General features: G+C 74.7%; 20 protein-coding genes. 10 read left to right on the top strand and 10 right to left on the bottom strand.

Annotated features, from left to right (window positions below; all coding sequences use genetic code 11):
• Positions 1 to 185: 185 nt before the first annotated feature.
• The 4 genes from ABZ809_RS26830 to ABZ809_RS26815 form a co-directional block, all read right to left on the bottom strand.
• The gene (locus tag ABZ809_RS26830) at positions 186 to 1,253 is read right to left on the bottom strand and encodes an NADH:flavin oxidoreductase/NADH oxidase (protein WP_357565370.1); all 1,068 of its coding nucleotides are present in this window, start codon (positions 1,251 to 1,253) and stop codon (positions 186 to 188) included.
• Positions 1,254 to 1,437: 184 nt separating this feature from the next.
• Positions 1,438 to 2,766, bottom strand: coding sequence for a dicarboxylate/amino acid:cation symporter (locus ABZ809_RS26825; protein WP_357565369.1), 1,329 nt, complete (start codon positions 2,764 to 2,766; stop codon positions 1,438 to 1,440).
• A 252-nt stretch (positions 2,767 to 3,018) separates the two neighbouring features.
• The gene (locus ABZ809_RS26820) at positions 3,019 to 3,654 is read right to left on the bottom strand and encodes a DUF998 domain-containing protein (RefSeq protein WP_357565368.1); all 636 of its coding nucleotides are present in this window, start codon (positions 3,652 to 3,654) and stop codon (positions 3,019 to 3,021) included.
• Positions 3,647 to 4,612: a glutathione S-transferase C-terminal domain-containing protein gene (locus ABZ809_RS26815; protein ID WP_357565367.1), complete on the bottom strand. Its 966-nt coding sequence runs from the start codon at positions 4,610 to 4,612 to the stop codon at positions 3,647 to 3,649. The genes ABZ809_RS26820 and ABZ809_RS26815 overlap by 8 nt, the downstream gene beginning before the upstream one ends.
• A 109-nt stretch (positions 4,613 to 4,721) precedes the next feature.
• Here ABZ809_RS26815 and pcaF point away from each other — a divergent pair, with 109 nt between their 5' ends.
• From pcaF to ABZ809_RS26775, 8 genes are all read left to right on the top strand, one after another.
• Complete coding sequence (gene pcaF, locus ABZ809_RS26810; RefSeq protein ID WP_357565366.1) at positions 4,722 to 5,924, top strand: 3-oxoadipyl-CoA thiolase; 1,203 nt, start codon at positions 4,722 to 4,724, stop codon at positions 5,922 to 5,924.
• Between the two features lie 186 nt (positions 5,925 to 6,110).
• Complete coding sequence (locus tag ABZ809_RS26805) at positions 6,111 to 6,929, top strand: SAM-dependent methyltransferase (RefSeq protein WP_357565365.1); 819 nt, start codon at positions 6,111 to 6,113, stop codon at positions 6,927 to 6,929.
• Positions 6,930 to 6,933: 4 nt separating this feature from the next.
• On the top strand, positions 6,934 to 9,111 hold the full coding sequence (locus ABZ809_RS26800) for an EAL domain-containing protein (RefSeq protein ID WP_357565364.1): 2,178 nt from the start codon (positions 6,934 to 6,936) through the stop codon (positions 9,109 to 9,111).
• Positions 9,108 to 9,608: a DUF456 domain-containing protein gene (locus ABZ809_RS26795; RefSeq protein WP_357565363.1), complete on the top strand. Its 501-nt coding sequence runs from the start codon at positions 9,108 to 9,110 to the stop codon at positions 9,606 to 9,608. Before ABZ809_RS26800 ends, ABZ809_RS26795 begins: the two co-directional genes overlap by 4 nt.
• 572 nt (positions 9,609 to 10,180) lie before the next feature.
• The gene (locus ABZ809_RS26790) at positions 10,181 to 11,545 is read left to right on the top strand and encodes a glutamine synthetase family protein (RefSeq protein WP_357565362.1); all 1,365 of its coding nucleotides are present in this window, start codon (positions 10,181 to 10,183) and stop codon (positions 11,543 to 11,545) included.
• A gap of 199 nt (positions 11,546 to 11,744) precedes the next feature.
• A complete protein-coding gene (locus ABZ809_RS26785) occupies positions 11,745 to 13,106 on the top strand; it encodes an aldehyde dehydrogenase family protein (protein ID WP_357565361.1) in 1,362 nt (453 codons plus the stop codon).
• A 3-nt stretch (positions 13,107 to 13,109) separates the two neighbouring features.
• Positions 13,110 to 13,877, top strand: coding sequence for a 3-oxoacyl-ACP reductase (locus ABZ809_RS26780; RefSeq protein WP_357565360.1), 768 nt, complete (start codon positions 13,110 to 13,112; stop codon positions 13,875 to 13,877).
• Between the two features lie 174 nt (positions 13,878 to 14,051).
• Entirely contained in the window at positions 14,052 to 17,804 is a 3,753-nt protein-coding gene (locus ABZ809_RS26775; protein ID WP_357565359.1) for a SpoIIE family protein phosphatase, read from the top strand.
• A gap of 41 nt (positions 17,805 to 17,845) precedes the next feature.
• Here the strand turns inward: ABZ809_RS26775 and ABZ809_RS26770 are convergent, their stop codons facing one another.
• Complete coding sequence (locus tag ABZ809_RS26770) at positions 17,846 to 18,163, bottom strand: STAS domain-containing protein (protein ID WP_357565358.1); 318 nt, start codon at positions 18,161 to 18,163, stop codon at positions 17,846 to 17,848.
• 94 nt (positions 18,164 to 18,257) lie between these two features.
• Here ABZ809_RS26770 and map point away from each other — a divergent pair, with 94 nt between their 5' ends.
• Both map and ABZ809_RS26760 read left to right on the top strand, forming a co-directional pair.
• Positions 18,258 to 19,115, top strand: a complete 858-nt coding sequence (gene map / locus ABZ809_RS26765; protein WP_357565357.1) for a type I methionyl aminopeptidase — start codon at positions 18,258 to 18,260, stop codon at positions 19,113 to 19,115.
• Positions 19,112 to 19,828, top strand: a complete 717-nt coding sequence (locus ABZ809_RS26760) for a VIT1/CCC1 transporter family protein (RefSeq protein ID WP_357565356.1) — start codon at positions 19,112 to 19,114, stop codon at positions 19,826 to 19,828. Before map ends, ABZ809_RS26760 begins: the two co-directional genes overlap by 4 nt.
• A 74-nt stretch (positions 19,829 to 19,902) precedes the next feature.
• On the opposite strand, the gene ABZ809_RS26755 is transcribed toward ABZ809_RS26760, so the two are convergent.
• Genes ABZ809_RS26755 through ABZ809_RS26735 form a run of 5 tightly spaced genes read right to left on the bottom strand, consistent with a single transcriptional unit; the run spans position 19,903 to position 25,225 of the window.
• On the bottom strand, positions 19,903 to 20,646 hold the full coding sequence (locus tag ABZ809_RS26755; protein ID WP_357565355.1) for a nucleotidyltransferase domain-containing protein: 744 nt from the start codon (positions 20,644 to 20,646) through the stop codon (positions 19,903 to 19,905).
• A 9-nt stretch (positions 20,647 to 20,655) separates the two neighbouring features.
• Positions 20,656 to 21,156 (bottom strand): nitroreductase/quinone reductase family protein, encoded by a 501-nt coding sequence (locus ABZ809_RS26750; protein WP_357565354.1) that lies wholly within the window; start codon positions 21,154 to 21,156, stop codon positions 20,656 to 20,658.
• Positions 21,157 to 21,183: 27 nt separating this feature from the next.
• Positions 21,184 to 23,886, bottom strand: coding sequence for an FtsX-like permease family protein (locus tag ABZ809_RS26745; protein ID WP_357565353.1), 2,703 nt, complete (start codon positions 23,884 to 23,886; stop codon positions 21,184 to 21,186).
• The gene (locus tag ABZ809_RS26740; RefSeq protein WP_357565376.1) at positions 23,883 to 24,596 is read right to left on the bottom strand and encodes an ABC transporter ATP-binding protein; all 714 of its coding nucleotides are present in this window, start codon (positions 24,594 to 24,596) and stop codon (positions 23,883 to 23,885) included. Before ABZ809_RS26740 ends, ABZ809_RS26745 begins: the two co-directional genes overlap by 4 nt.
• A gap of 41 nt (positions 24,597 to 24,637) precedes the next feature.
• Positions 24,638 to 25,225, bottom strand: a complete 588-nt coding sequence (locus tag ABZ809_RS26735) for a PadR family transcriptional regulator (protein WP_357565352.1) — start codon at positions 25,223 to 25,225, stop codon at positions 24,638 to 24,640.
• Between the last annotated feature and the right edge of the window lie 36 nt (positions 25,226 to 25,261).

Genomic DNA, 25,261 nt, shown 5'->3' with positions numbered 1-25,261 from the left:
TGTCCACGTCCGATCTCCCCCCCCCCGCCCCGCCCCGCCCGCGCCCCGCCCGCTTGGCCCCGGCCCGGCTCCGCCCGTTGATCATGGGGTTAGCGGCACGGATGGAGATCGACATCGCCGTCAACGTCATGATCAACGGGCCGGGCGGGCCGGGGCGGGCGGGCGGGGTGGGGTGGGAGAGGGGGTCAGGTGGCGCGGGCGTACTGGGCGGGCCAGGTGGGGGTGGCGCCGAGCTTGGTGGCGGCGCGGTGCGGCCAGTACGGGTCGCGTAGCAGCTCGCGCCCGAGCAGGACCAGGTCGGCGTCGCCGGCCGCGACGATCTCCTCGGCCTGCTCCGGTTCGACGATCAGGCCGACCGCGCCAGTGGCGACCCCCGCCTCGCGGCGTACCCGGGCGGCCAGTGGCACCTGGTAAGCGGGGCCGACCGGGACGGTGGCGGTGGCCGACGCCCCGCCCGAGGAGCAGTCGACCAGGTCGACTCCGGCAGCGGACAGCTCGCGGGCGAGCACCACGCTGTCCTCCACCGTCCAGCCCTCCGGCTCCCAGTCGGTGGCCGAGATCCGGGTCAGCACGGGCGCGTCCTCGCCGACGGCCGCGCGGACCGCCCGGGCCACCGCCAGGGTCAGCCGCATCCGGCCGGACCGGTCCCCGCCCCAGCCGTCGTCCCGGCGGTTGGTCAGCGGGGAGAGGAACTCGTGCAGCAGGTAGCCGTGCGCGGCGTGGATCTCCACGGCGGCGAATCCGGCGTCGACCGCCCGATTGGCCGCCGCCGCGAACGCCTCGATGACGTCGGCGATGCCGGCCTCGTCCAGCGCGGTGGGCACCCGGTAGTCGGGCACGAACGGCGCCGACCCGGGCCCGACCGGCGTCCAGCCGCCCTCCGCGTCGGGCACCCCGCCCCGCCGTGGCGCCCAGGGCCGGTACGTCGACGCCTTGAACCCGGCGTGCGCCAGCTGGACGACCGGCGCGGCGCCGTGTGCGGCGACGAACGCGGTCACCGGCCGCCAGGCGTCGACGTGCGCCCCCGACCAGAGCCCGGTGTCCTGGGGGCTGATCCGCCCCTCGGGCAGCACGGCGGTGGCCTCGGTCATCACCAGGCCGGCGCCGCCGACCGCCCGGGCCCCCAGGTGCACCAGGTGCCAGTCGGTGGGCAGGCCGTCGGGACCGGCGGTGTACTGGCACATCGGCGCCAGGGCGATCCGGTTGGGCAGGGTCACGGTACGCAGGGTCAACGGGGTGAACAGGGCACTCATGCGGTCATCCTCTCCGAGCCGCGGGGCGGGACCCCACCAGGGCCCCGCCCCGGCTCGCCGGGTGCGTCGGCACGTCGGTGCGCCCGGCGAGGGCGGCCCACGGCGTCGCGGTGGGCCGCCCTCGGGTGGGGCCGCCGGGAAGCGGGCACCGCCGCTCGGTCGGCGTGGTCGGGCGTCGGGTGGGTCAGGCCGGTACGGGACTCAGGTCGTCGGGCCGGCGCTGCCCCGCGTCGGTGGGGGTGGTGTCGGTCCCGGTGTCGGCGAGCGGCGGCCGGCGGCCGGCCGAGTCGTACGCGGCCCGGTCCAGGGTGCCCTCGCGGGCGGCCACGATGGTCGGCACCAGTGCCTGTCCGGCGACGTTGGTGGCGGTGCGGATCATGTCCAGGATCGGGTCGATCGCCAACAGCAGACCGGCACCGGCCAGCGGCAGGCCCAGCGTGCTCAACGTCAGCGTGAGCATCACGATCGCGCCGGTCAGGCCGGCGGTGGCGGCCGAGCCGACCACCGAGACGAAGGCGATCAGCAGGTAGTCGGTGACGCCGAGGTGCACCCCGAAGACCTGGGCGACGAAGATCGCGGCCAGCGCCGGGTAGATCGCCGCGCAGCCGTCCATCTTCGTGGTCGCGCCGAACGGCACCGCGAACGAGGCGTACTCGCGGGGGACGCCGAGCCGCTCGACCGAGCGCTGCGTCACCGGCATCGTGCCCACGGAGGAACGGGAGACGAAGGCCAGCTCGATCGCGGGCCAGGCGCCGGCGAAGAAGCGCAGCGGGTTGAGCCGGCCGGCCGCCACCAGCAGCAGCGGGTAGACCACGAACAGCACGATCGCGCAGCCGACGTAGACGGCGGTGGTGAACTTCGCCAGCGGGGCCACCAGGTCCCAGCCGTACGACGCGACGGCGTGGCCGATCAGGCCCAGGGTGCCGATCGGGGCGAGCCGGATGACCCACCACAGCGCCTTCTGGACGATCTCCAGCAGCGCGCGGTTGATCGCCACGAACGGCTCGGCGGCCTCGCCGACCAGCAGCGCCGCCGCGCCGACGACGAGGGCCAGGAAGACGATCTGGAGGACGTTGCCCTCGACGAACGCGCCCACCGGGTTGGTCGGCACGATGCCGGTGAGGAAGTCGGTCCAGGAGCCCGTCCGGGTGGGCGCGGTGGCGCCCGCCGTGTCGAGGGTGACGCCGCGGCCCGGGTCGGTGAGCAGGCCGAGCCCGATGCCGACGCCCACCGCGATCAGCGCGGTGAGGCCGAACCAGAGCAGTGTCTTCAGCGCCAGCCGGGCGGCGTTGGCCACGCCGCGCAGGCTGACCACGCTGACCACGATGGCGGTGAAGACCAGCGGCGGGACGGCCAGCTTGAGCAACTGGACGAAGAGGCCGCCGACGGTGTCGAGGGTGCTGGCCAGCCAGCTCAGGTCGTTGGCGCGGGCGAGGAAGCCGAGCGCCACGCCGAGGACGAGGCCGAGCAGGATCTGCACGGAGAAGGGGATCTTGCGTAGGGCGGATGACATCAGAGGTGTCCCAGGGTCTGGAGGTCCGAACGGGGCAGCGTCAGGGGAGCGGCTGCGCCGGACAGACGCCGCTGGCCTGTAGTCGGAGGTCGACGTACAGGCGCACGGTGAGGTGCCAGACGTTGGTCATCGCCTGCCGAGGTTAACGCCACCCGTCGATGTTTCGGAAGGGCCCATTCCGGTGACACTCCTTACGCCAGCGGTTAGGAAGGGGCCCTTCCTCTACCGCAGGCGTTAACAAGGTGCCCTTCCTTACCGGCGGAGGGCGAGGGTGGTGGCGGTGGTGACGGCCCAGAGGAGGACCGCGAGGAGCAGCACCCGCTCCAGCGTCCCGACCAGGGCGCCCCTGCCGACCACGAGCATCGCCAGCGCCAGCGCCCCGGCCAGCGGCAGCGCCACCGAGGCCGACCCGGCGGCCAGCCGGCGCAACGTCCGGCCGGCCGCCCGCGCGAAGGCGATCGCCAGCATCGCGAAGACCACGGCGGCCACCGCGAGGATGCTCGCCCCGCCGTGCACCAGGTCCGTCGCGCTGGCCCGCTCGTACGGCGGCAGCGGGCAGCCCGCGCTGCACGCCACCGCGCCGGAGACCAGCGCGAAGACACTTCCGGCGGCGAGCAGCGCGGCCGCCAGCCGCAGCACCGGGGGCAGCGCCGCGGCGAGCAGCAGCGTCCCGGCGGCCAGGGCGAAGACCCCGATCCGGTACGCCGGGGCGTACGGGCTCTCGGTGACGCCCGCCTCGCTGACGTACGCGGTCAGGCCCGGACCGGGACCGGCGATCACGGCGACGACCACCGCGACCGTGCCGGCGACGACGCAGCCGGCGGCGGCCGACGCGGCGGCGGCCCGGGGCGGGGTGACGGTCGGGGCGGCCCGGGGCGGCTCAGCCACGCCCGTGCGGCGTGGTCCAGCCGGAGGTGTCGGGGCCGAGCGGGACGATCCCCGTCGGGTTGATCGCCGCGTGGGTCGCGTAGTAGTGCCGCTTGATGTGGTCGAAGTCGACGGTCTCGCCGAAGCCCGGCGTCTGGAACAGGTCCCGCGCGTACGCCCACAGCACCGGCAGCTCGGTGAGCTTCTGCCGGTTGCACTTGAAGTGCCCGTGGTACGCGACGTCGAAGCGGACCAGGGTGGTGAACAGCCGTACGTCGGCCTCGGTGATCGCGTCGCCCATCAGGTAACGCCGGCCGGCCAGCCGCTCCGACAGCGCGTCGAGCCGGGCGAAGAGGGCCGTGAACGCCTCGTCGTACGCGGCCTGGGAGGTGGCGAAGCCGCACCGGTAGACGCCGTTGTTGACGTCCCGGTGGATCTCCGCCATCAGGGCGTCCAGCTCCGGCCGCAGCGCCTCGGGGTAGAGGTCCGGCGCCCCGGGCCGGTGCAGCGCCCGCCACTGCGTCGAGAGGTCGAGCGTGAGCTGCGGGTAGTCGTTGGTGACCACCCGGCCGGTGCGGGTGTCGACAAGTGCCGGCACGGTGACCCGGCCGGTGTAGTCGGGGTCGGTCGCCAGGTAGGCCTCGGAGAGGAACCCGATGCCGAGCACCGGGTCGAACCCGTCCGGGTCGAGGGTGAACCGCCAGCCCCGCTCGTCGCGGATCGGGTCGACCGTGCCGAGGGAGATCGCGTCCGTCAGGCCGAGCAGCCCGCGTACGATCCGGGCCCGGTGCGCCCACGGGCAGGCCCGGCACCAGATGAGCCGGTAGCGGCCCGGCTCCAGCGGCCACCGGCCCTGCGCGTCCGGCCCGCCGCCGGGCGGGGAGTCGGAGTCCGGCGTCACCCGACCGGTGAACCGGTTGGGCTGGCGGACGAACGCGCCGCTGCCACTGGTCTCTGCGCTGAACTGGGCCTGGGCCATGCCGCCAAACCTATCGGCTGCGGGCGCGGATATCCTGGCGGCCGGGCGTACCCGTGACCCGGGACCGCGCCCCACCCCGTGCCCTTCCCACCCCCGAAGGATCGCGTCGATGACCGTGGCATACCTGGTGGCCGGTGTCCGCACCCCGATCGGCCGGTACGCCGGCGCACTCGCCGGTGTCCGCCCCGACGACCTGGCGGCGCACGTGATCCGCGAGCTGGTCGCCCGGCACCCGTCCGTGGACTGGGCGCGGGTGGACGACGTGATCCTGGGCTGCGCCAACCAGGCCGGCGAGGACAACCGCAACGTGGCCCGGATGGCGGCCCTGCTCGGCGGGCTGCCCGCCGAGGTGCCCGGCAGCACGGTCAACCGGCTCTGCGGCTCCGGCCTCGACGCGCTCGCCACCGCGGCCCGGTCCGTCGTGGCCGGCGAGGCCGACCTCGTGGTGGCCGGCGGGGTGGAGAGCATGAGCCGCGCCCCGTTCGTGCTGCCGAAGGCGACCACCCCGTTCTCCCGCACCGCCGAGGTCTACGACACCACCATCGGCTGGCGGCTGGTCAACCCGCTGATGGAGAAGCACTGGGGCATCGACTCCATGCCGGAGACGGCGGAGAACGTCGCCGCCGACTTCGGCGTCGGCCGCGCCGAGCAGGACGAGTTCGCGTACCGGTCGCAGCAGCGGGCGGCCAGGGCGCAGGCCGAGGGCCGGTTCGCCGAGGAGATCGTGGGAGTGACCGTGCCGGCGGGGCGGCGCGAGACGAAACTCGTCGAGGTCGACGAGCACCCCCGGGAGACCTCGCTGGAGAAGCTCGCCGCGCTGCCCACCCCGTTCCGCGCGGGCGGCACGGTGACCGCCGGCAACTCCTCGGGCGTCAACGACGGCGCGGTGGCACTGCTGGTCGCCTCCGAGGCGGCCGTCGCCCGCCACCACCTGACCCCGCTGGCCCGGGTCGCCGGGGCCGCCGTGGCCGGCGTACCGCCGCGGGTGATGGGCGTCGGCCCGGTGCCGGCCACCCGGAAGCTGCTCGACCGCCTCGGCCTCGGTCTCGACGCGGTCGACGTGATCGAGCTGAACGAGGCGTTCGCCGCGCAGTCCGTCGCGGTGCTGCGCGAGCTGGGCCTGCCGACCGACGCCGAGCACGTCAACCCGAACGGCGGGGCGATCGCGCTCGGGCACCCGCTCGGTGCCAGCGGCGCGCGGCTGGCGCTGACCGCCGCGCTGGAGTTGCGCCGCCGGGGCGGCCGGCGGGCGCTCGCCACCATGTGCGTCGGCGTCGGGCAGGGCATCTCGCTGCTCCTGGAAGCCGCCTGACCCGCCCCCGCAACCGCGCGGGCAGCGCCGACGAAGTGGGTCATGGCATCTCCCGGAGCGTGGAGTTCGCGGCCTAGAGTGGTGAGCACCACACGATCCGCGGGTCGGCCGGTGCGTCCCGCGCGTGCCCCGCACGCGCCGGCACCGGTGCCCTCCCGCACCGCGGCGACGACTTGGGGTGCAGCAGTGCAGATGCCGGACGGACTTCCCGCCGAGATCGACCTCTCCCGGCCGAGCGCGGCCAGGGTGTACGACTACTTCCTCGGCGGGGCGCACAACTTCGAGATCGACCGGCGGCTCGCCGAGCAGATCGCCAGCATGACCCCCAACCTGGCGGCGACGATGCGCGCCGGCCGGGAGTTCCTCCGCCGGGCCGTACGGACGCTGCTCGACGCCGGCGTCGACCAGTTCCTCGACATCGGCTCCGGCATCCCGACCGTCGGCAACGTGCACGAGGTCGCCCAGACCGCCAACCCCAAGGCCCGGGTGGTCTACGTCGACATCGACCCGGTCGCGGTGGCGCACAGCCGGGAGCTGCTCGCCGACAACGAGCTGACCGGGGTGATCCACGCCGATCTGCGCGAGCCGGAGCGGATCCTGGCCGAGGCCCGGGGCCTGGCGCTGCTCGACTTCGACCGCCCGATGGGCATCCTGCTCGCCGGGGTGGTGCACTTCGTCGGGGACGCCGACCGTCCCGACGACGTCCTGGCCACCCTGCGGGCCGCCGCGGCCCCGGGCAGCTACCTGGTCGTCTCGCACTCCACCTTCGAGGACCAGCCACAGGAGATGCTCGACGCGCAGCGTCTCTCCGCGCGGACCGACACCGAGATCACGCTGCGCTCCCGGGCGCAGGTCACGAGCTTCTTCGGCGACTGGACGATCCTGGAGCCCGGCGTGGTGCACATGCCGCTGTGGCGACCCGACTCGCCCTCCGACGTGGACGACCACCCGGAGCGGTTCGGGGCCTTCGGCGGCGTCGCCCGCTACGACCGGCCCACCGTCTGATCCGATGGCCGCCGTCCCGGATCCCGACGGCGACGCCCTCAGCCGGTCGGGCGCCCAGCGGTACGCGGCCGAATGGGCCCGGGCCGTACGCCGGCTCGGGTTCGTGCCGCTGAGCGCCGCCGAGACCGAGCGGCTGCTGCACCTGCACACCGTCCGGCTGGCCCAGGCCCTGGTCGCCGACCCGTTCTCGCCGCTGCCCGCCGAGGAGGTCGGGCGCGCGTTGATCGAGGAGCACCTGACCGAGCCGGGGGTGCTCGACTGGTCGGTGCGGGCCCTCGGCGACCGGTTCCTCTCCCAGGTGCTGCCCGGGTGGGCGCACCGGCCCGAGACGGCGGCGCGGGTCGCGGCGGTGCAGGGCGCCCTCGCCGCCGGCTTCGGCCGGGCGTTGCGCGACCGTACGTTCGCCCAGCAGGAACGGATCGCCCGCTCGGCCTGGCAGGCGCGCGACGAGGTGGAGCAGGCCCTGCGGGACAGCGAGGCCCGGTTCCGGGCGGTCTTCGTCGGCGCGGCCACGGGCATCGGCATCGCCGGCATCGACGGTCAGATCATCGACGTGAACCAGGCGTTCGCGGACATGCTCGGCTACTCCATCGAGGAGCTGCGGCAGATCAACGTCGCGTCGCTGTTCCACCCCGACGACGCGGCCGGGATGTGGGAGCTGTACCAGGAGCTGATCGAGGGCAAGCACGACAGCGCCCGGGTGGAGAAGCGGTACTACCGCAAGGACGGCAGCGTCGTCTGGACGGACCTGTCCGTCTCGCTGATCCGGCACGACGACGGGCGACCCCGGTTCACGGTCGCGATGATCGAGGACATCACCGAGCGGTACGAACTCCAGCAGCGGCTGCGCTTCCAGGCGCTGCACGACCCGCTCACCGGCCTGCCCAACCGGACCCTGTTCTTCGAGACGCTGGGGCGGGTGTTCGCCCAGGCCCCCGCGGACCATCGGGTCGGGGTCTGCTTCCTCGACCTGGACGGCTTCAAGGCGGTCAACGACAGCCTCGGCCACGACCTCGGCGACCGGCTGCTCGTGGTGATCGCCCGGCGGCTGGCCGGGTGCGTGGCGGAACACGGCCACCTGGTGGCCCGGATGGGCGGGGACGAGTTCGTCGTCCTGGTCGACGACGGCGCGGGGATCGACGACGCGGTGGCGGTCGCCGAGACGGCCCTGGCGGCGGTCTCCGCGCCGGTCCACATCGGCGAACACCAGCTCGCGGTCTCGGCCAGCGTCGGCATCGTCGAGTGCCCGGTCGGCGGGACGAGCGCCTCGGAGCTGATGAAGGCCGCCGACACCACGCTCTACTGGGCGAAGGCGGAGGGCCGGGGCCGCTGGGCGGTGTACGACCCGGAGCGCGGCGCCCGGGACATCGCCCGTTCCGCGCTGGCCGCCGGGCTGCCGGCGGCACTGGACCGGGGCGAGTTCGTGCTGCACTACCAGCCCATCGTCTCCCTGCTGGAGGGCTCGATGCTGGCGGTGGAGGCGCTGGTCCGGTGGCAGCACCCGGAGCTGGGGCTGATCGGGCCGGACGGGTTCATCGGGCTGGCCGAGGAGACCGGGCTGATCGTCCGCCTCGGCGAGTGGGTGCTGCGGCAGGCCTGTCGGGACGCGGAGGCGTGGCGGCGCGAGTTTCCCAGGGCCCGGCTGGTGGTCAGCGTCAACCTGGCCGCCCGGCAGGCCGACGACCCGGGCATCGTGGACACGGTCGCCGACGCGCTGGCCTCCACCGGGCTGCCGGCGGACCTGCTGCAACTGGAGTTGACCGAGAGCGCGTTGATGGGCACCGCCGGGGAGCCGCTGCGGTCACTGCACCGGCTGTCCGCGCTCGGCGTACGGCTGGCGATCGACGACTTCGGCACCGGCTACTCCAACCTGGCGTACCTGCGCCGGCTGCCGATCCACTGTCTGAAGCTGGCCGGGCCGTTCGTCGAGGGCATCCGGGGCGCGGACGCCGAGGCGGTGGCCGACCATCGGGACGAGCGGATCGTGGACGCGCTGGTCCGGCTGGCGCACGCGCTGGAACTGTGGGTCACCGCCGAGGCGGTGGAGACCGGGGTGCAGGCCGAGCGGCTGCGCGCGCTGCGCTGCGACACCGGGCAGGGGCGGTTCTTCGGCCCACCGGCACCGGCGGCGGAGATCACCGCCCGTCTGCGCGGTGGGGACGATCGGGGGAGGGCGGCATGAGCCTGACGGACACGGAGGCGGCGGTCGCCGTACTCGCCGGGCTGGCGATCCTCGCCGGGCTGGCCGGCGTGGTGGTGCCCGGTCTGCCGGCGTTGCCGCTGTGCTGGGGCGGGGTGCTGGTCTGGGCGATCTTCGGCGGTGCCGGCCCCGGCCGCTGGGCGGTGCTCGCCGCCGCCACCGTGGTCGTCGCCGGTGGCACCGTCGTCAAGTACGCCTGGCCGGGGCGGAACCTGAAGCGGACGGGGGTGCCCACCTCGTCCCTGCTCGCCGGTGGCCTGCTCGGTCTCGTCGGCTTCTTCGTGGTTCCGGTGGTCGGGCTGCTGCTCGGCTTCGTCGGCGGGGTCTTCGCGGCGGAGCGGCTGCGGCTGGGTGACTCGCGGCTGGCCTGGCCGGCGACGAAGCAGGCGGTGGCGGCGGCCGGCCTGTCCATGCTTGTCGAGTTCCTCGCCGGGCTGCTCGTCGCGGCGCTCTGGGTGGCGGGCCTGCTGCTCGCCTGACCGGGGTGGTGAGTGCGGCGGCGCGGGACGGGCGTCGGGTACGGCGCAGCGCCGTACTGGTGAGAGAGAGGTGACGTGTCCCGCGCCGCCGCGGTGCCGGGCGGTCCGAGCGCCCGGCGGTGGCCCGTCGCGATCGGGCCTGGTCACAGGCTCAAGCATGCGGCGGACCCGCCGGAACGGCAATGCAATTTGCCCTCGCCGCGTTCTTGGCCCTCGCCGTCGTTGGCGGGCATCGGGCCCGCTCGACGGCCCTGATGCCGCGCCCCAGGGCCGTCGAGGGCTGGCGCCGAAACATCTTGCTGGCGCGCGGCGCACCGCGGCGCACCGCAACCGCGGCGAGGGCGTCGTCGGCACCGACCGCGGCCTCGCTGTCGAGCTGCCCCATGTGTGGGGGCGCTCTCCCCGTGCCTCCACCGGTCGCATGGATGGGGCAGCTCGACAGCGCCGGCCGTCGACATCCCGGCCCGGTCGGCGGCGCCGCCCGTGCCCCTGCCCGACGGTTGACGCGACCCGGCACGGGGCATTGACGGTAGTCCGTTCTGCCAGTAGACCTTGGTGATGGAGGGCTGCCGATGAGGAAAGCTCCGCTCACGCTGGAACAACTGCGGGTCGCCGTCGCCGAGGGCGAGATCGACACCGTCGTGCTGGCCCTGGTCGACATGCAGGGCCGGTTGCAGGGCAAGCGGTTCCACGCCCCCTACTTCCTCGACCAGGTGGTCGCGCACGGCAGCGAGGGCTGCAACTACCTGCTCGCCGTCGACGTCGAGATGAACACCGTCGACGGGTACGCGATGTCGAGCTGGGAACGCGGCTACGGCGACTTCGCCATGGTGCCGGACCTCGACACGCTGCGCCGGGTGCCCTGGCAGCCGGGCAGCGCCCTGCTCCTGGCAGATCTGGCCTGGCTGGACAGGGCCGGCCCGGTGGTCGCCTCGCCCCGGCAGATCCTGCGCCGTCAGCTCGACCGGCTGGCCGCGCACGGGCTGACCGCGTACGCCGGCACGGAGCTGGAGTTCGTGCTGTTCCGCGACTCGTACGAGGACGCCTGGCGGCGTGGCTACCGGGAGCTGACCCCGGCGAACCAGTACAACGTGGACTACTCCCTGCTCGGCACGGCCCGGGTCGAGCCGCTGCTGCGCCGCATCCGCCGGGAGATGGCCGGGGCGGGGCTCACCCCGGAGAGCGCGAAGGGGGAGTGCAACCTCGGCCAGCACGAGATCGCCTTCCGCTACGACGAGGCGGTGGCCTGCGCCGACCACCACGTGATCTACAAGAACGGGGCGAAGGAGATCGCCGCCCAGGAGGGCATGTCGATCACCTTCATGGCCAAGCCGAACGAGCGGGAGGGCAACTCCTGCCACATCCACTTCTCCCTGCGGGACGCCGACGGCCGGTCGGCGATGCTCGGCGACGGGCCGGCGCGACTGTCGGTGACCGGGCAGCGGGTGCTGGCCGGGCTGCTGGCCACCATGCGCGAGTTCAGCCTGCTGTTCGCTCCGAACATCAACTCGTACAAGCGTTATCAGCCCGGGTCGTTCGCACCCACCGCGCTGCGCTGGGGCACGGACAACCGCACGTGCGCGCTGCGGCTGGTCGGGCACGGGCAGGGCATGCGGGTGGAGAACCGGGTGCCGGGGGCGGACGTGAACCCGTACCTGGCCATCGCCGCGCTGGTGGCCGGCGCGGTGCACGGCATCGAACGCGAGCTGGAGCTGGGCGGGGAGTGCACCGGCAACGCGTACGACGACCCGACCGCCGAGCGGGTGCCCGGCACGCTGCGCGACGCCCTGGCCCTCTGGGAGGGCTCGGCGGTCGCGGCGGAGGCGTTCGGTGCCGAGGTGACCGCCCACTACGCCAACCAGGCGCGGATCGAGTTGACGGCCTACGACGCCGCCGTGACGGACTGGGAGCTCCACCGTGGCTTCGAACGCCTCTGACCCCCGCCCCGCGCGCCCCCGCCCGCCCCCCGCGCCCCCCGCGCCCCCGCCAGCCCCCCGCGCCCCCGCCAGCCCCGCGATCTTGCACTTGGTGCCCATGACTTGAGGCGTATGAGGCTTTTGTCGGGGCAGTAACTGCAAGATCGCGGACGCGAGGGGCGTGGTCGCGAGGGGCGAAGGGCGAGGGCGAGGGCGAGGGGTGGGTGTGGTGGAGGTTGTTGATCCGGCTACGGGGGCGGTGGTGGGGGAGGTGGCGTCGGCTTCGGTTGAGGAGACCGACGCCGCGATCGGGCGGGCGCACACGGCGTTCGAGCGGTGGCGGGCCGTCGCGCCGGGGGACCGGGCGCGGCTGCTGCGGCGGTTCGCGGCGGTGGTGGACGCGCACGTGGCGGAGCTGGCCGCACTGGAGGTGCGCAACAGCGGGCACACGATCTCCAACGCGCGCTGGGAGGCGGGCAACGTCCGGGACGTCCTCGACTACAACGCGGGCGCGCCGGAGCGGCTGACGGGGCGGCAGATCCCCGTGCCGGGCGGGCTGGACGTGACCTTCCACGAACCGCTCGGCGTGGTCGGGGTGATCGTGCCGTGGAACTTCCCGATGCCGATCGCCGCCTGGGGCTTCGCACCGGCGCTCGCGGCCGGCAACACCGTGGTGCTCAAGCCCGCCGAGCTGACCCCGTTGACGGCGCTGCGCCTGGCCGAGCTGGCCCGCGAGGCGGGACTGCCCGACGACGTGTTCACCGTGCTGCCGGGAGCCGGATCTGTGGTGGGGGAGCGGTTCGTCACCCATCCGGCGGTTCGCAAGATCTGCTTCACCGGCTCCAGCCAGGTGGGCGCCCGGATCATGGCCGGCTGCGCCGCCGGGGTGAAGCGGCTGACCCTGGAGCTGGGCGGCAAGAGCGCCAACCTCATCTTCGCCGACGCCGACCTGGAGCGGGCGGCGGCCACCGCCCCGTACGCCGTCTTCGACAACGCGGGCCAGGACTGCTGCGCCCGCTCCCGGATCCTGGTCCAGCGGCCGGTGTACGACCGGTTCCTGGAGCTGCTCGAACCGGCGGTGCGTGCGCTGCGGGTGGAGGACCCGTCCCGGGAGACCGCCGAGATGGGCCCGCTGATCTCCGCCGCCCAGCGCGACCGGGTGGCCGGGTACGTCGACGGGGCGAGGGTGGCCTTCACCGGCTCCCGCCCCGACGGCCCCGGCTTCTGGTACCCCCCGACGGTGCTGCTCGCCGGGTCGACGGCGGACCGGCACTGGCGGGAGGAGATCTTCGGCCCGGTCGTCTCCGTGCTCCCGTTCGACGACGAGGCCGACGCGATCCGGCTCGCCAACGACACCGAGTACGGCCTCTCCGGCTCGATCTGGACCCGGGACGTGGGCCGGGCGGTGCGGGTGGCGCGGGCCGTGGAGGCGGGCAACCTCAGCGTCAACTCGCACTCCTCGGTGCGGTACTGGACGCCGTTCGGCGGGATGAAGCGCTCCGGGCTGGGCCGCGAGCTGGGCCCGGACGCGCTGCACGCCTTCACCGACGTCAAGAACGTGTTCATCGCGACGGAGGAGTGACAGGTGAGTGGTCGTCTTCAGGATCGGGTGACGGTGGTCACCGGGGCGGGCAGCGGGATCGGCCTGGCCACCGTGCGGCGGTTCGCCGCCGAGGGGGCCCGGGTGGTCTGCGTGGACATCGACCCGGAGGCCGGCAGCCGGGCCGCCGAGGAGGTCGGGGGTGAGTTCGTCGCCACGGACGTCGCCGACGAGGCGGCCGTACGGGACCTCTTCGACGGGGTGGCCGAGCGGCACGGGCGCATCGACGTGGCGTTCAACAACGCCGGCATCTCTCCGCCGGAGGACGACTCGATCCTGACCACCGGCCTGGACGCCTGGGAGCGGGTGTTGCGGGTCAACACCACGAGCGTCTACCTCTGCTGCAAGTACGTCATCCCGCACATGCGCCGGCAGGGCCGGGGTTCGATCATCAACACGGCCTCGTTCGTGGCCCTGATGGGGGCGGCCACCTCGCAGATCGCGTACACGGCGAGCAAGGGCGGGGTGCTGGCGATGACCCGGGAGCTGGGCGTGCAGTTCGCCCGGGAGGGTGTCCGGGTCAACGCGCTCTGCCCCGGCCCGGTCGCCACCCCGCTGCTGCTGGAACTCTTCGCCGCCGACCCGGAGCGGGCCGCCCGCCGGCTGGTGCACGTGCCGATGGGGCGGTTCGGGAAACCGGAGGAGATCGCCGCCGCGGTGGCGTTCCTGGCGAGCGACGACTCGTCCTTCATGACGGCCGCGCAGTTCGTCGTGGACGGCGGCATCACCGGCGCGTACGTCACGCCGCTGTGACCTGCTGTTGAGTGGGGTCACCGGGGCCGCCGGCCTGCCCGGTGCGGCCGACGTCACGTAACCAGCGTCCGTCGGGACGTACGCGTTACGTTGCCGGCCCGGCGGGGTACCAATCGGGGCACGGCCGGTTGGATCATCGGGCCGAGGCGATGAATGGCCGGAGCGGGAGGCACTATGGGCTCGGCCCAGGGGGGCGTGGACGGGGACTGCCCGTCCGAGGGGGGCCGGGGCGCGGAGTTCCCCCCGTTGCTGGCCGCCGCCTTCGCCGGTGGCGGTGAGATGGGCGGGCTGATGCGCCGCCACGACTGGTCCGCGCACCCGCTCGGCACACCCGACCGCTGGCCGCCGGCCCTCTGTTCGGCTGTCGGCATGATGCTCGCCTCCAGCGCCCAGATCGTCATGTTCTGGGGCGACGAGCTGCTCGCCTTCTACAACGACGCCTACCGTCCCACGATCGGGGCCAAGCATCCGGACGTGCTGGGCCGGCCGGCCCGCGAGTACTGGGCAGAGACCTGGAGCGTGCTCGGGCCGCTGCTCGATCGCGTCCGGCGCGAGGGGCGGTCGTACCGGGCGGAGGACCATCCGTTCCCGCTCGACCGGCACGGCTTCCTGGAGGAGACCTACTTCGACATCTCCTACGACCCGGTCCTGGGCGTCGACGGCAGCGTCGAGGGCATCTACTGCATCGTCAACGAGACCACCGGGCGGGTGGTCGGGGAGCGCCGGCTGCGGCTGCTGGCGGAGCTGGGCACCACGTTGGCGGAGGTGGACCGCCGGGCCGAGCTCGGCCGTGCCGTCGCCACCGTGCTCGACCGGTACCGGTCGGACGTGCCCTTCGCGCTGGTGCACCTGCCCGACGCCGCGGGCGACCTGGTGTTGACCGGGTGCAGCGGCCTCGACCCCCGGGCGGTCGCCACGCCCATGCCGGCGCGGCTCGGCGACGTCGCCGCCACCGGCGCCCCCGCCCAGATCGCGGTGTCCGACCTGCTCGCCGCAGACGCGGCCGACGCGGCCGAACCGTCCCCGGCCGAACCGTCCCCGGCCGAACCGTCCCCGGCCGATCCGGTCCTGGCCGAGGCGGCCGAGCAGGCGCTGGTGCTCCCGGTCACCGCCGGGAACGAGACCGTCGGCACGCTGACGCTCGGCGTCGCGCGCCGGCAGCTGTACACCGACGAGTACCGGGACTTCCTCGACCTCGTCGCCGCGCAGGTCTCCCGGGCGGTCGGCCGGCAGCAGGCGTACGAGCAGGAACGCGCCCGCGCCGCCGAGCTGGCCGCACTGGACCTCGCCAAGACCAACTTCTTCGCCAACGTCAGCCACGAGTTCCGCACCCCGCTGACCCTGGTGCTCGGCCCGCTGGAGGATCTGCTGGCCGACCCGGCGCTGCCCGTGGCGTACACCGACCGGCTCACCACCATGCACCGCAACGCGCGGCGGCTGCTCAAGCTGGTCAACACGGTGCTCGACTTCTCCCGGCTGGAGTCCGGGCGGCTGTCCGCCCGCTACCAGCCCACCGACCTCGCCGACTACACCGCCCGGCTGGCCAGCACCTTCCGCTCGGCCACCCAGCGGTCCGGGCTGCGCCTGGTGGTGGACTGCCCGCCGTTGCCCGCGCCGGTCTTCGTGGACCGGGACATGTGGGAGAAGGTCGTGCTCAACCTGCTCTCCAACGCGGTGAAGTTCACCTTCGACGGCGAGATCCGGCTGCGGATCCGCGCGGTCGACGGGTCCGCCCGGCTGGAGGTCACCGACACCGGCGTCGGCATCGTGCCGGAGGAGCTGCCGCACGTCTTCGAGCGTTTCCACCGGGTGCCGGGGGTGCGTTCACGCAGCCACGAGGGCACCGGCATCGGGCTGGCGCTGGTCCGTGAGCTGGTCGAGATGCACGGCGGCGAGGTGACCGTGCGCAGCCGCGTCGACGAGGGCAGCACCTTCACGGTGACCGTCCCGTTCGGCACCGGGCACCTGCCGGCCGACCGGGTCGCCGACACCGGCCCCCCGGCGTCGGTCGAGCTGGCCCAGGCGGACCTCTACGTCGAGGAGGCGACGTACTGGACCACCGCCACCACCACCGACCGGACCGGACCGGGCGAGGGGCACGGACCGGCCCGGGGCAGCGGTGCCGGCGGCCGGATCCTGGTCGCCGACGACAACGCCGACCTGCGGGAACACGTCAGTCGACTGCTCGCCCCGTCGTGGCAGGTGGTGGCCGTCACCGACGGCGTGGAGGCGCTGCGGCTGGCCCTCGACGGCTCGTTCGACCTGGTGCTGACCGACGTGATGATGCCCCGGCTGGACGGTTTCGGGCTGGTCGCCGCCCTGCGCGCGGACCCGCGTACCCGGCACGTGCCGATCGTGCTGCTCTCCGCCCGGGCCGGCTCGGCCGAGGCGGTCGCCGGGCTCGAGGTGGGCGCCGACGACTACCTCACCAAGCCCTTCTCCGGCCAGGAGCTGATCGCCCGGGTCCGGGCCAACGTCGAGCTGGGTCAGCTCCGCGGTCAGATCATCCGGGGGCTGCGGGCCCTGGCCGACGCGGCGGTCGCGGTCAACACCGCCCGGTCCACGGCCGAGGTGCTCCAGGTCGCCGCGCGGCACGCCCTGAGCCTGGCGGAGGCGGCCCGGGTGGTGGTCTCGGCCGCCGGGGCGCGGTTCGAGGCCGACGGTGGCGGCTCGACCCCCGCCGAACCGTCCCTCGTGCTGCCGCTGACCGGCACCGTCGGCGAGCAACTCGGCGAGCTGCGGGTCTGGCGTCCCGTCGGCGACGTGACCCACGGCGACGAGGCCGCGCTCACCCAGCTCGCCCGGCTGGTCGGGGTGCGGCTGGAGAACGCCCAGCTCTACGAGGCCGAGCACCGCATCGCCACGACGCTCCAGCACAGCCTGCTGCCCCGGTCGCTGCCGCAGTTGCCGGGTGCCGTGGTGGCCGGCCGCTACCTGCCCGGCAGCGGCGAGGTGGAGGTCGGCGGGGACTGGTACGACGTCATCGCCCTCGGCGACGACGAACTCGTGCTGGCGATCGGCGACGTGGTCGGCAAGGGCGTGCGCGCGGCGGCGGCGATGGGCCAACTGCGCAACGCGCTGCGGGCGTACGTCCTGGAGGGCTTCGATCCGGGGGAGTCGCTGAGCCGGCTCAACCGGCTCGTCGGCACGACCGAGGAGCGTTCCTTCGCGACCGTGGAGTGCCTCCGGTTCAGCCCTCGCACCGGCCGGTTGCGGTACGCCAGCGCCGGTCACCCTTCCCCCCTCCTGATCCGCGGAGACAGCGTGACGTTCCTGCACGACCGGGCGCTCGGGCCGCCGGTCGGGGCGATCCCCGACACGACCTACCGGACGGTCGAGGGGGAGCTGCCCCCCGGCAGCCGGCTGCTGCTCTACACCGACGGGCTGATCGAGGACCGCCAGCTCGGCATCGACGACGCGCTGGCCCGCCTCCGGGAGGACGCGGCCCGGCCCGGCGAGCACGTGACCGACCTGGTCGACGCCGTCGTGGAGCGGGTCGCCGGCCGGCCCCTGCGCGACGACGTCGCGGTGCTCGCCCTGGCGGCGACGGAACTCAACCGGTTCGCGCTGCGGCTGCCGGCCGACCCCACCCGGCTCAGCGTCCTGCGCAAGCGGCTGGAGGACTTCCTGGTCGCGCACCGGGTCACCGAGACGGACCTGTTCGACCTGACGGTCGCCGTGTCGGAGGCGGCCGCCAACGCCATCGAGCACCCGGTCGAGCCGACCGAGCCGACGATCACGGTCGAGGTGGTCATCGAGGACCGCACGGTGGTCGCCACCGTGCGTGACAGCGGCCAGTGGCGGGAGTCCACCGGCACGAGCTTCCGGGGGCGGGGGCTGTCCCTGATCGCCGCGCTGGGGGAGCTGTCGGTGAACCGTACCGCCGAGGGGACCGAGCTGACGCTGAGCCGGCGGCTGACGGACTGAGCGCACGCCGGGCGGTGTGCGCCCGGGTGGCGTCGGTGGCTTCAGGCCGGGCGGAGCCAGGCCTGGTCGCCCAGGCCGGCGATGTCCAGCACCCGGTAGACCTGACGCGACGGCAGCACGGTGAGCGCGTCGGGGAAGTGCTGGGCCATCCGGACCACGGCGTGGATCGCCGCCGAGTCGAAGAAGGTGACCGCCCGGAGGTCGAGCGTCAGCCGCGCGGCCGGCTCCCCCAGCGCGGTCTGGAGCATGATGTCGGCGGTGGACATGTCGACCTCGCCGGTGACCAGGACGTGGAGGTGGTCACCGTCGACCTCCGCGCTGGCGGAGAAGACGGGAGCCGCGCCACCCCCTTGATCCACGCAGCCACAATGGCACAGCCCGTCAGGCACGGCAACAACCCCGCCCGGCGGGCGGGGCAGGGGTCGTCCCCGGTCGCGGCGATAGGCTTGGGCCATGACCGTCCGTGCGCCGCTGACCCCAGGCACGCTGTCCCCGACGCGGCCCGTGCCCGCCCACATCGTCCGCCCGGAGTACGTGGGCAAGAAGCGTCCTCTCCAGTGGCGCGGCTCGCACGTGCAGACCCCGGAGATTATCGAGAAGATGCGGGTCGCCGGTCGACTCGCCGCCCAGGCCACCCAGCTCGCCGGTGAGCACTGCAAGCCCGGCGTGACCACCGACGAGATCGACCGGGTCGTGCACGAGTTCCTCTGCGACCACGGCGCCTACCCGTCGACGCTGGGCTACAAGGGCTTCCCCAAGTCCTGCTGCACCAGCCTCAACGAGGTGATCTGCCACGGCATCCCCGACTCCACGGTGCTCGCCGACGGCGACATCATCAACGTCGACGTCACCGCGTACCTCGACGGGGTGCACGGCGACACGGACGCCACCTTCTGCGTGGGCGAGGTCAGCGAGGAGGCCCGGCTGCTGGTCGAGCGGACCCACGAGGCGATGATGCGCGGCATCCGCGCGGTCGCCCCGGGCCGCCAGATCAACGTGATCGGCCGGGTCATCGAGTCGTACGCGAAGCGCTTCGGCTACGGCGTCGTACGCGACTTCACGGGCCACGGCATCGGCGAGGCGTTCCACAGCGGGCTCTACGTGCCGCACTACGACAGCCCGCACCCCACGGACGTGATGGAGCCGGGGATGACGTTCACCATCGAGCCGATGATCACTCTCGGCACCCACCAGTACGACATGTGGGACGACGGTTGGACCGTGGTCACCAAGGACCGCAGGTGGACGGCCCAGTTCGAGCACACCATCGTGGTGACCGAGGCCGGCCACGAGATCCTCACCCTGCCGTGACCGAGACCCCGGCGGCGCTGCGGGAGGCGCACCACGCGGACGTCTCCGGCGGTTGGCTGCGCCCCGCCGTCTTCGGCGCGATGGACGGCCTGGTCACGAACATCGCCCTGATCGCCGGCGTGGGCGGCGGCGGGGTGTCGCCCCGCAGCGTCGTGCTCACCGGCGTGGCCGGGCTGGTGGCCGGCGCCATCTCGATGGGGCTCGGGGAGTACACCAGCGTCCGTTCGGCCAACGAGCAGGTCGCCGCCGAGGTGGCCAAGGAGCGCCGCGAGCTGGAGCGGCACCCGGAGGCCGAGGCCCGCGAACTGGCTGCGGCGTGGGTCGCCCGGGGGCTGGCCCCCGATCTCGCCATGGAGGTCGCCCAGGCCGTCCGCCGCAACCCGGAGGAGGCGCTGCGGGTGCACGTCCGGGAGGAACTCGGCGTCGACCCGGACGACCAGCCCAGCCCGTGGGCGGCGGCGATCTCGTCGTTCCTGTTCTTCTCGGTCGGGGCGCTGGTGCCGCTGCTGAGCTACCTGTTCGGCTCGACGAGCCTGTGGCTGGCGCTCGCCGTCGGCGGTCTCGGGTTGTTCGTCGCCGGGGCGGTGGTCGCCCGCTTCACCGCCCGGTCCTGGTGGTCCGGCGGCCTGCGCCAGCTCCTGCTGGGCGCGGCGGCGGCCGGTGCCACCTATCTCGTCGGCGCCCTCATCGGCGTCCAGGGTGGGCTCGGCTGACCTTCCCGCGCCGGCCCGCCCGGCGTCCGGCGGGCGGGCCGGCGGTTGGCGGGGCGCCGTCCGGCGCGGGGCGGTCAGCCGTCGAGCAGGTCGTCGACCGTGCCGTCGACGGAGCGCCCCCGGGCCGCCAACTCGTCCGCCTGGCGGGCCAGGACGGCACCCACCTCGGTCATGTCCGCGCCCGCCAGGCCGGTGCGCCGCACCGCGTCCCCGGGGTCGCGGAAGTAGGTGCGGCTGAGCAGGCCGTTCACCGTGGCCGCCGCCAGCCGTGCCTCGCCGAGCATCAGCAGCGCCTGGTCGGTCTCGTACCACTCGGCCAGCCGGGCGGCCCGGGCGTGTGCCGCGCTGCCCCGGTACCAGGCCCGCCGGGCCGCCGTGCTGAACTCGGCCGGCCGGGCCCGGGCCAGCCGGCCCAGGTGTTCGTCGCGGAGCGTGCGCAGCCAGTCGGTCGGGTCGTACAGCGCGCGGGTGCTGACGTACCGGTCGGCGGTCAGCGGCCAGAGCGGGGAGATCACCCGGGCCTGCCGGAGGTAGTCGTCCGCGCCGGCCACGGTCAGGTCGACCAGCACGCCGTCGACCCGCCGGGTGGCCGGGGGCGGTCCGCCGCCGGGCCGGTAGGTCACCACCAGCAGGCCGACCTCGCCGTCCCCGCCGCCGTCGTCGTCGCCGTGGGCCAGCGGGCCGTGCACCGCGACGGCGAGCGTGTCGGCCGGGAACCGGCGGCGGACGGCGTCGGCGACCCGCCCGGCGACCGCCCAGCGTGGATCGTCCAGCCACCGTGGATCGTCCGGGTGCAGCTCGCCGTCGGCGCCGGTCACCGCACCAGACTAGTCGCGGGCGGTCGGCCCGCCCGGCCCGCCGCGCCCGGTGGGCACCAGCCGGAAGACGAGGATCTCCCGCCCGCCGGCCCGTTCGGCGTACGCCCGGTAGGCGGGCCACTCGGTGACCAGCAGCGCCCACAGCCGGTCCCGTTCGGCTCCGGTGGCGACCTGGGCGCGCACCGGGACGCGGCGGCCCTTGACGGCCACCTCGGCGGCGGGATCGGCGCGCAGGTTCATCGCCCAGCCGGGCTGGTGGGTCTGGCCGAAGTTCGAGCCGACCACCACGTACGCGTCGCCGTCGGGCACGTAGAGCAGCGGGTTGCTGCGGGGCTTGCCGGAACGGCGGCCCGTGGTGGTGATGACCAGGGACGGGATGAGCCCGAGCGCGACCACCCGTCCCCGGGTGAGCCGCCCGACCAACCGGTCGGCGGGGACGAGCAGGCGGACGGCGGCGCCGAACCAACGGTGGTGGCCGACCCGGCGGGTGAGGGCTCCCAGTACGGGCACGGCACCAGTGTGCCGGTTCCCGGCCGGTCAGTCGAGACGTCGTTCGATCGGTAGCCGGGACCGGGTGAACAGGCCGGCGCCGAGCATCGCCACCAGCGGCACCACCACCAGCACGCCGAGCGTGCTCCACGGGACCACCAGCGGGTACGGCTCGACGACCGGCCACAGCCCGGCGTACCGGCGGTTGAGTGCGGTCAGGATGACCACCGCGGAGCCGAGGCCGGCGACGATGCCGAGCACCGAGCCCAGCACGGCGATCACCCCCGACCGGCAGAGCGAGAGCAGCCGGCGCAGCCCCGGGCCGGCGCCGACCGCCGCCAGCGTGGAGAGGTCCGCCCGTCCCTCGGCCGCGGCCAGCCCGGTGGCGATGCCGGCAGCGCCCACGGTGATCACCCCGGCCGCGGCGGCCAACAGCAACAGCACCGGCCGCCCGGGGCCCGCCGGGTCGCCCCGTTCGATCTCCACCTGCGCGCCGAGCGGGCGTACGGCGGTGCCGAACCGGTCCTGCTGGCGCTGGTCGGGCGCCCCGTCGGCGGCGATCGCCCAGCCGACCGGGCGGGCGGTCAGCCCGAGCCGGTCGGCGGCCGCCCGGGACAGCAGCAGCCGGTTCGCGTCCAGCCCGGTGGAGAGCGGGTGCCCGGCGACGGTCGTGACGGTGGGGTCGGGCCGGGCCTGCCCGGGGCGGTGCACCACGATGTCGACCCGACCGTCCCGCACGTAGCGCGCGTCGGTCACCACCACGCCGCCGGCCCGTAGCACCGCGATCGCGGCGGCGACGTCGGCGGGGGCCGCCCCGGTGAGCACCGGCAGCGCCGCTCCCTCGTCCACCACCACCTGGAAGTACGCGCCGAAGTGGTCCTCCGGTCCGCTGCGGCAGCGAGGGTCCGCGCGGGCCCGGCGCTGCTCCGAGTCGCTCAGCCGGTCACCCGGGGCCCACGGGCAGGCGCGCTCGTGGGGCAGCACCGGAGAGACCGGGCAGGCCTCGGTGTCGGTGCCGCACACGGCCCCGACCAGTGGCGCCACCGCGCGGGCCCCCAGATGGGCGCGGGCCGCCTCGGCGACCCGGTCCAGGGGCGGCGGGCCGTCGGGGCCGGACCGGGTGACCAGCACGGTGCCGGCCGGCAGGGCCGGCTCGTACTTCGCCGCCGTCCGGGCCTCGTCACTGGCCAGGTACACCCCGATGGCGACGCTGCTGGCGACCGCCGCCATCACGGCGGAGATCGCCGGGGCGGTCGAGGACCGGTTGCGGCTGGCGTCGCGCAGCGCGATGCGGGGGGCCAACGGCAGGGACCGGCCCAGCCGGGCGAGCAGGCCGACCAGCGTCGGGGTGGCGAAGACCAGTCCCAGCTCGCCGAGGACCAGGCCGGCCAGGATCACGGCCGGCGACGTCCGGGCGGCCCCGAACGCGGCCACCGCGGTGCCGCCGGCGACAAGTGGCACGCCCGCGTGCAGCCAGCGCCGCCGGTGCGCCGGCGGGGTGCGCCGGCCGGCCAGCCCCGCCACCACGTCCTGCCGGGCTGCCGTCCAGGCCGGGGCCAGCGCGGCCAGCACCCCGGCCAGCACCGCGACGGCCGCGATCGCCGCCAGGGCCGCCGGGAAGCAGCGGTACCCGCCGAAGCGTGCGCCGTAGAGGTGCTCCTCCACCAGCGGCCGGCCGGCGAACGCGGCGGCGACGCCGAGTGCGACCCCGACGACCGCCCCGAGGGCGCCCAGCACCAGGCCGTCGGCCAGCACGATCCGGCGCAGGTGGGCGTCGTCCCCGCCGGCCACCGCGACCAGTGCGAGATCCCGGCGCCGCCGCCGTACGCCGACCGCGAAGGCCGGCCCGACGAGCAGCACCACCTCCAGCAGCACCAGCCCGCCGACGAGCACCGAGACGCTCATCCCCTCCACGTCCACGCCGGAGAGCCGGTCGTGGGGGTACGCGACGACCTCCGACGCCGGGGCCGGGGTGCGGGCGTGGACCAGGAAGCCGTGGTCGTTGAGCCGGCGGAACAACTCCTCGTCGACGGCACCGGGCAGGTCGACCAGCCAGCTCACGTGCGGCTCGGTCGCCACCCGGTCCGCCGCCGGGTGCAGCGTCACCACCGGGCCGAGGTGGTCGGGGTACTCGACCACCCCGACCACCCGCCAGGAGCGGGTGCCGTCGCCGGAGGTGACGGTGCCGCCGGGGCGGACGTCGAGGCGGCGCAGCGCCGCCGGGCTGACCGCGATCTCGTCCGAACCGGCGGGCGCCCGGCCGGAGCGGAACCGGGCCAGCCCCCGACCGAGCGGGTCCGCGAGGTCCACGGCCCGCGCCGTGACGGAGTCGTCGACCCGCTCGCCCACCCGGGCGTCGAACGGCACCCACCGGCGCAGTGGTACCGCCCGGCTGCCCGCCGGCAGCAGGGCGCTCACCTGTTCGGCGGTGACCGTCCCGACCGGGTGTGGATCCTGCCCGTCGGTGTTCCAGCTTTCGCCCCAGGCGCTCTGCACGATCGGCTGCGCTGTCACCCGGGACAGCTCCAGGTCGGCGGTCCCGAGCTGGCGGTCGATCCGCTCGGCCCGGGTCAGCTCGGACATGTCCCAGCTCACCGCGGTGAAGGTCAGCACCAGCACCGGCAGCGTGATCATCGCCAGCACCAGCGCCGTACGCCCCCGCGCCCGCTGGGCCTCCCGCCGGGCGATCCGCAGCGCGGCCCACCAGGATCCGGCCGCCCCGGCGAGCCGGCCGCCCCGGCGGGCGCTCACCGACCGCTGCCGCTCAGCAACTGCTCCACGCCGCTCAGCGGGGCCGTCGAGTCGACCAGCACCCCGTCGCGGAGGAAGACCACCCGGTCGGCCCAGGCGGCGTGCCGCGCCTCGTGGGTGACCAGCACGGCGGCGGCCCCCGCGTCGACCCGCCGGCGCAGCAGGCGCAGCACCGCCTCACCGGTCTGCGAGTCCAGCGCCCCGGTCGGTTCGTCGGCGAGCACCAGCCGGCGGTCGCCGACCAGCGCGCGGGCGATCGCCACCCGCTGCTGCTGCCCGCCGGAGAGCTGGTCGGGGAACCGGTCGCCCAACTCGGGCAGGCCCACCTCGGCCAGCGCGTCCAGCGCCAGCCGGCGGGCCCGCCGCACGCCGGTGCCGTCGAGTTCGAGGGGCAGGGCGACGTTCTCCACCGCGCTGAGGCTGCCGAGCAGGTTGAGGTCCTGGAAGACGTAGCCGATCCGGCGGCGCCGCAGCTGGGCCAGCCGGCGCCGGTCCAGGGCGCCGAGCGGCTGCCCCTCGACGTACACCTCGCCCGCGGTCGGGCCGTCCAGCCCGCCGGCAAGGGCGAGCAGGGTCGACTTCCCCGAGCCGGACGGCCCCATCACGGCGACGAGTTCCCCCGGCCGGACGGTGAGGCTCACCCCGCGCAGCGCGTGCACGCTCGCCGGGCCCGTGCCGTGGGTGCGGTGCGCGTTACGCACGTCGAGCACCGGCGTGGTCGGGCCCCCGCCCGTCGGCCCGTTCCCGGTGTTCACCGTCGCGCCTCCTCGTCGGCCCCGTCCACCGCCCCGGCAGGCGTCGTCGGGGTTGGGGCGGACCCCGCCGGACGGTAGCGCACGAGGCTGCTCTCGCAGTGGTCCAGCCAGCGCACCTCGGCCTCGGCCTGGAAGAGCATGGCGTCCAGCACGAGGCGCCACGGCAGGTCCTCCGGGCGGTCGCTGGCGTACTTCAGGCGGGTCAACTCCTGCAACGTCCGCATGGTCGCGCTGCGCTGGGTCTGCACCACCGATCGCACGTCGACCCCCGGGGTGGTCAGCGCGAGGGCCAGCTTGATGGCCAGCTCGTCGCGGGGCCGGTCGGAGCGGCTGATCGGGGTGACGAACCACAGGGCCAGGTCCGCCCGCCCGGCGTCGGTGATCTCGTACGGGCGCTGCCCGGCCTCGCTCTCGGGCAGCGACCGGACCAACCCGTCCCGCTCCAGGCGGGACAGGGTGGTGTAGACCTGCCCGATGTTCAGCGGCCAGGTCGAGCCGGTCGACTCCTCGAACGCGGCGCGCAGCTGGTAGCCGTACATCTCGCCGCGTTCGAGCAGGGCGAGCAGCCCGTGACGGATGGACATGGCAACGGAGTATGCATACCTGGTATGCGACCTGCA

Source organism: Micromonospora sp. NPDC047074 (assembly GCF_040643815.1).
Classification (GTDB): domain Bacteria; phylum Actinomycetota; class Actinomycetes; order Mycobacteriales; family Micromonosporaceae; genus Micromonospora.
This window is presented reverse-complemented; position numbering and strand designations above follow the sequence as displayed.

Bases quoted from the DNA above. Each gene is read 5' to 3' on its own strand.
- ABZ809_RS26735 (WP_357565352.1), bottom strand. From the start codon at position 25,225: ATGTCCATCCGTCACGGGCTGCTCGCCCTGCTCGAACGCGGCGAGATG.
- ABZ809_RS26800 (WP_357565364.1), top strand. From the start codon at position 6,934: ATGGCCGCCGTCCCGGATCCCGACGGCGACGCCCTCAGCCGGTCGGGC.
- ABZ809_RS26790 (WP_357565362.1), top strand. From the start codon at position 10,181: ATGAGGAAAGCTCCGCTCACGCTGGAACAACTGCGGGTCGCCGTCGCC.
- ABZ809_RS26815 (WP_357565367.1), bottom strand. From the start codon at position 4,612: ATGGCCCAGGCCCAGTTCAGCGCAGAGACCAGTGGCAGCGGCGCGTTC.
- ABZ809_RS26795 (WP_357565363.1), top strand. From the start codon at position 9,108: ATGAGCCTGACGGACACGGAGGCGGCGGTCGCCGTACTCGCCGGGCTG.
- ABZ809_RS26830 (WP_357565370.1), bottom strand. From the start codon at position 1,253: ATGAGTGCCCTGTTCACCCCGTTGACCCTGCGTACCGTGACCCTGCCC.
- map (WP_357565357.1), top strand. From the start codon at position 18,258: ATGACCGTCCGTGCGCCGCTGACCCCAGGCACGCTGTCCCCGACGCGG.
- pcaF (WP_357565366.1), top strand. From the start codon at position 4,722: ATGACCGTGGCATACCTGGTGGCCGGTGTCCGCACCCCGATCGGCCGG.
- ABZ809_RS26825 (WP_357565369.1), bottom strand. From the start codon at position 2,766: ATGTCATCCGCCCTACGCAAGATCCCCTTCTCCGTGCAGATCCTGCTC.
- ABZ809_RS26775 (WP_357565359.1), top strand. From the start codon at position 14,052: ATGGGCTCGGCCCAGGGGGGCGTGGACGGGGACTGCCCGTCCGAGGGG.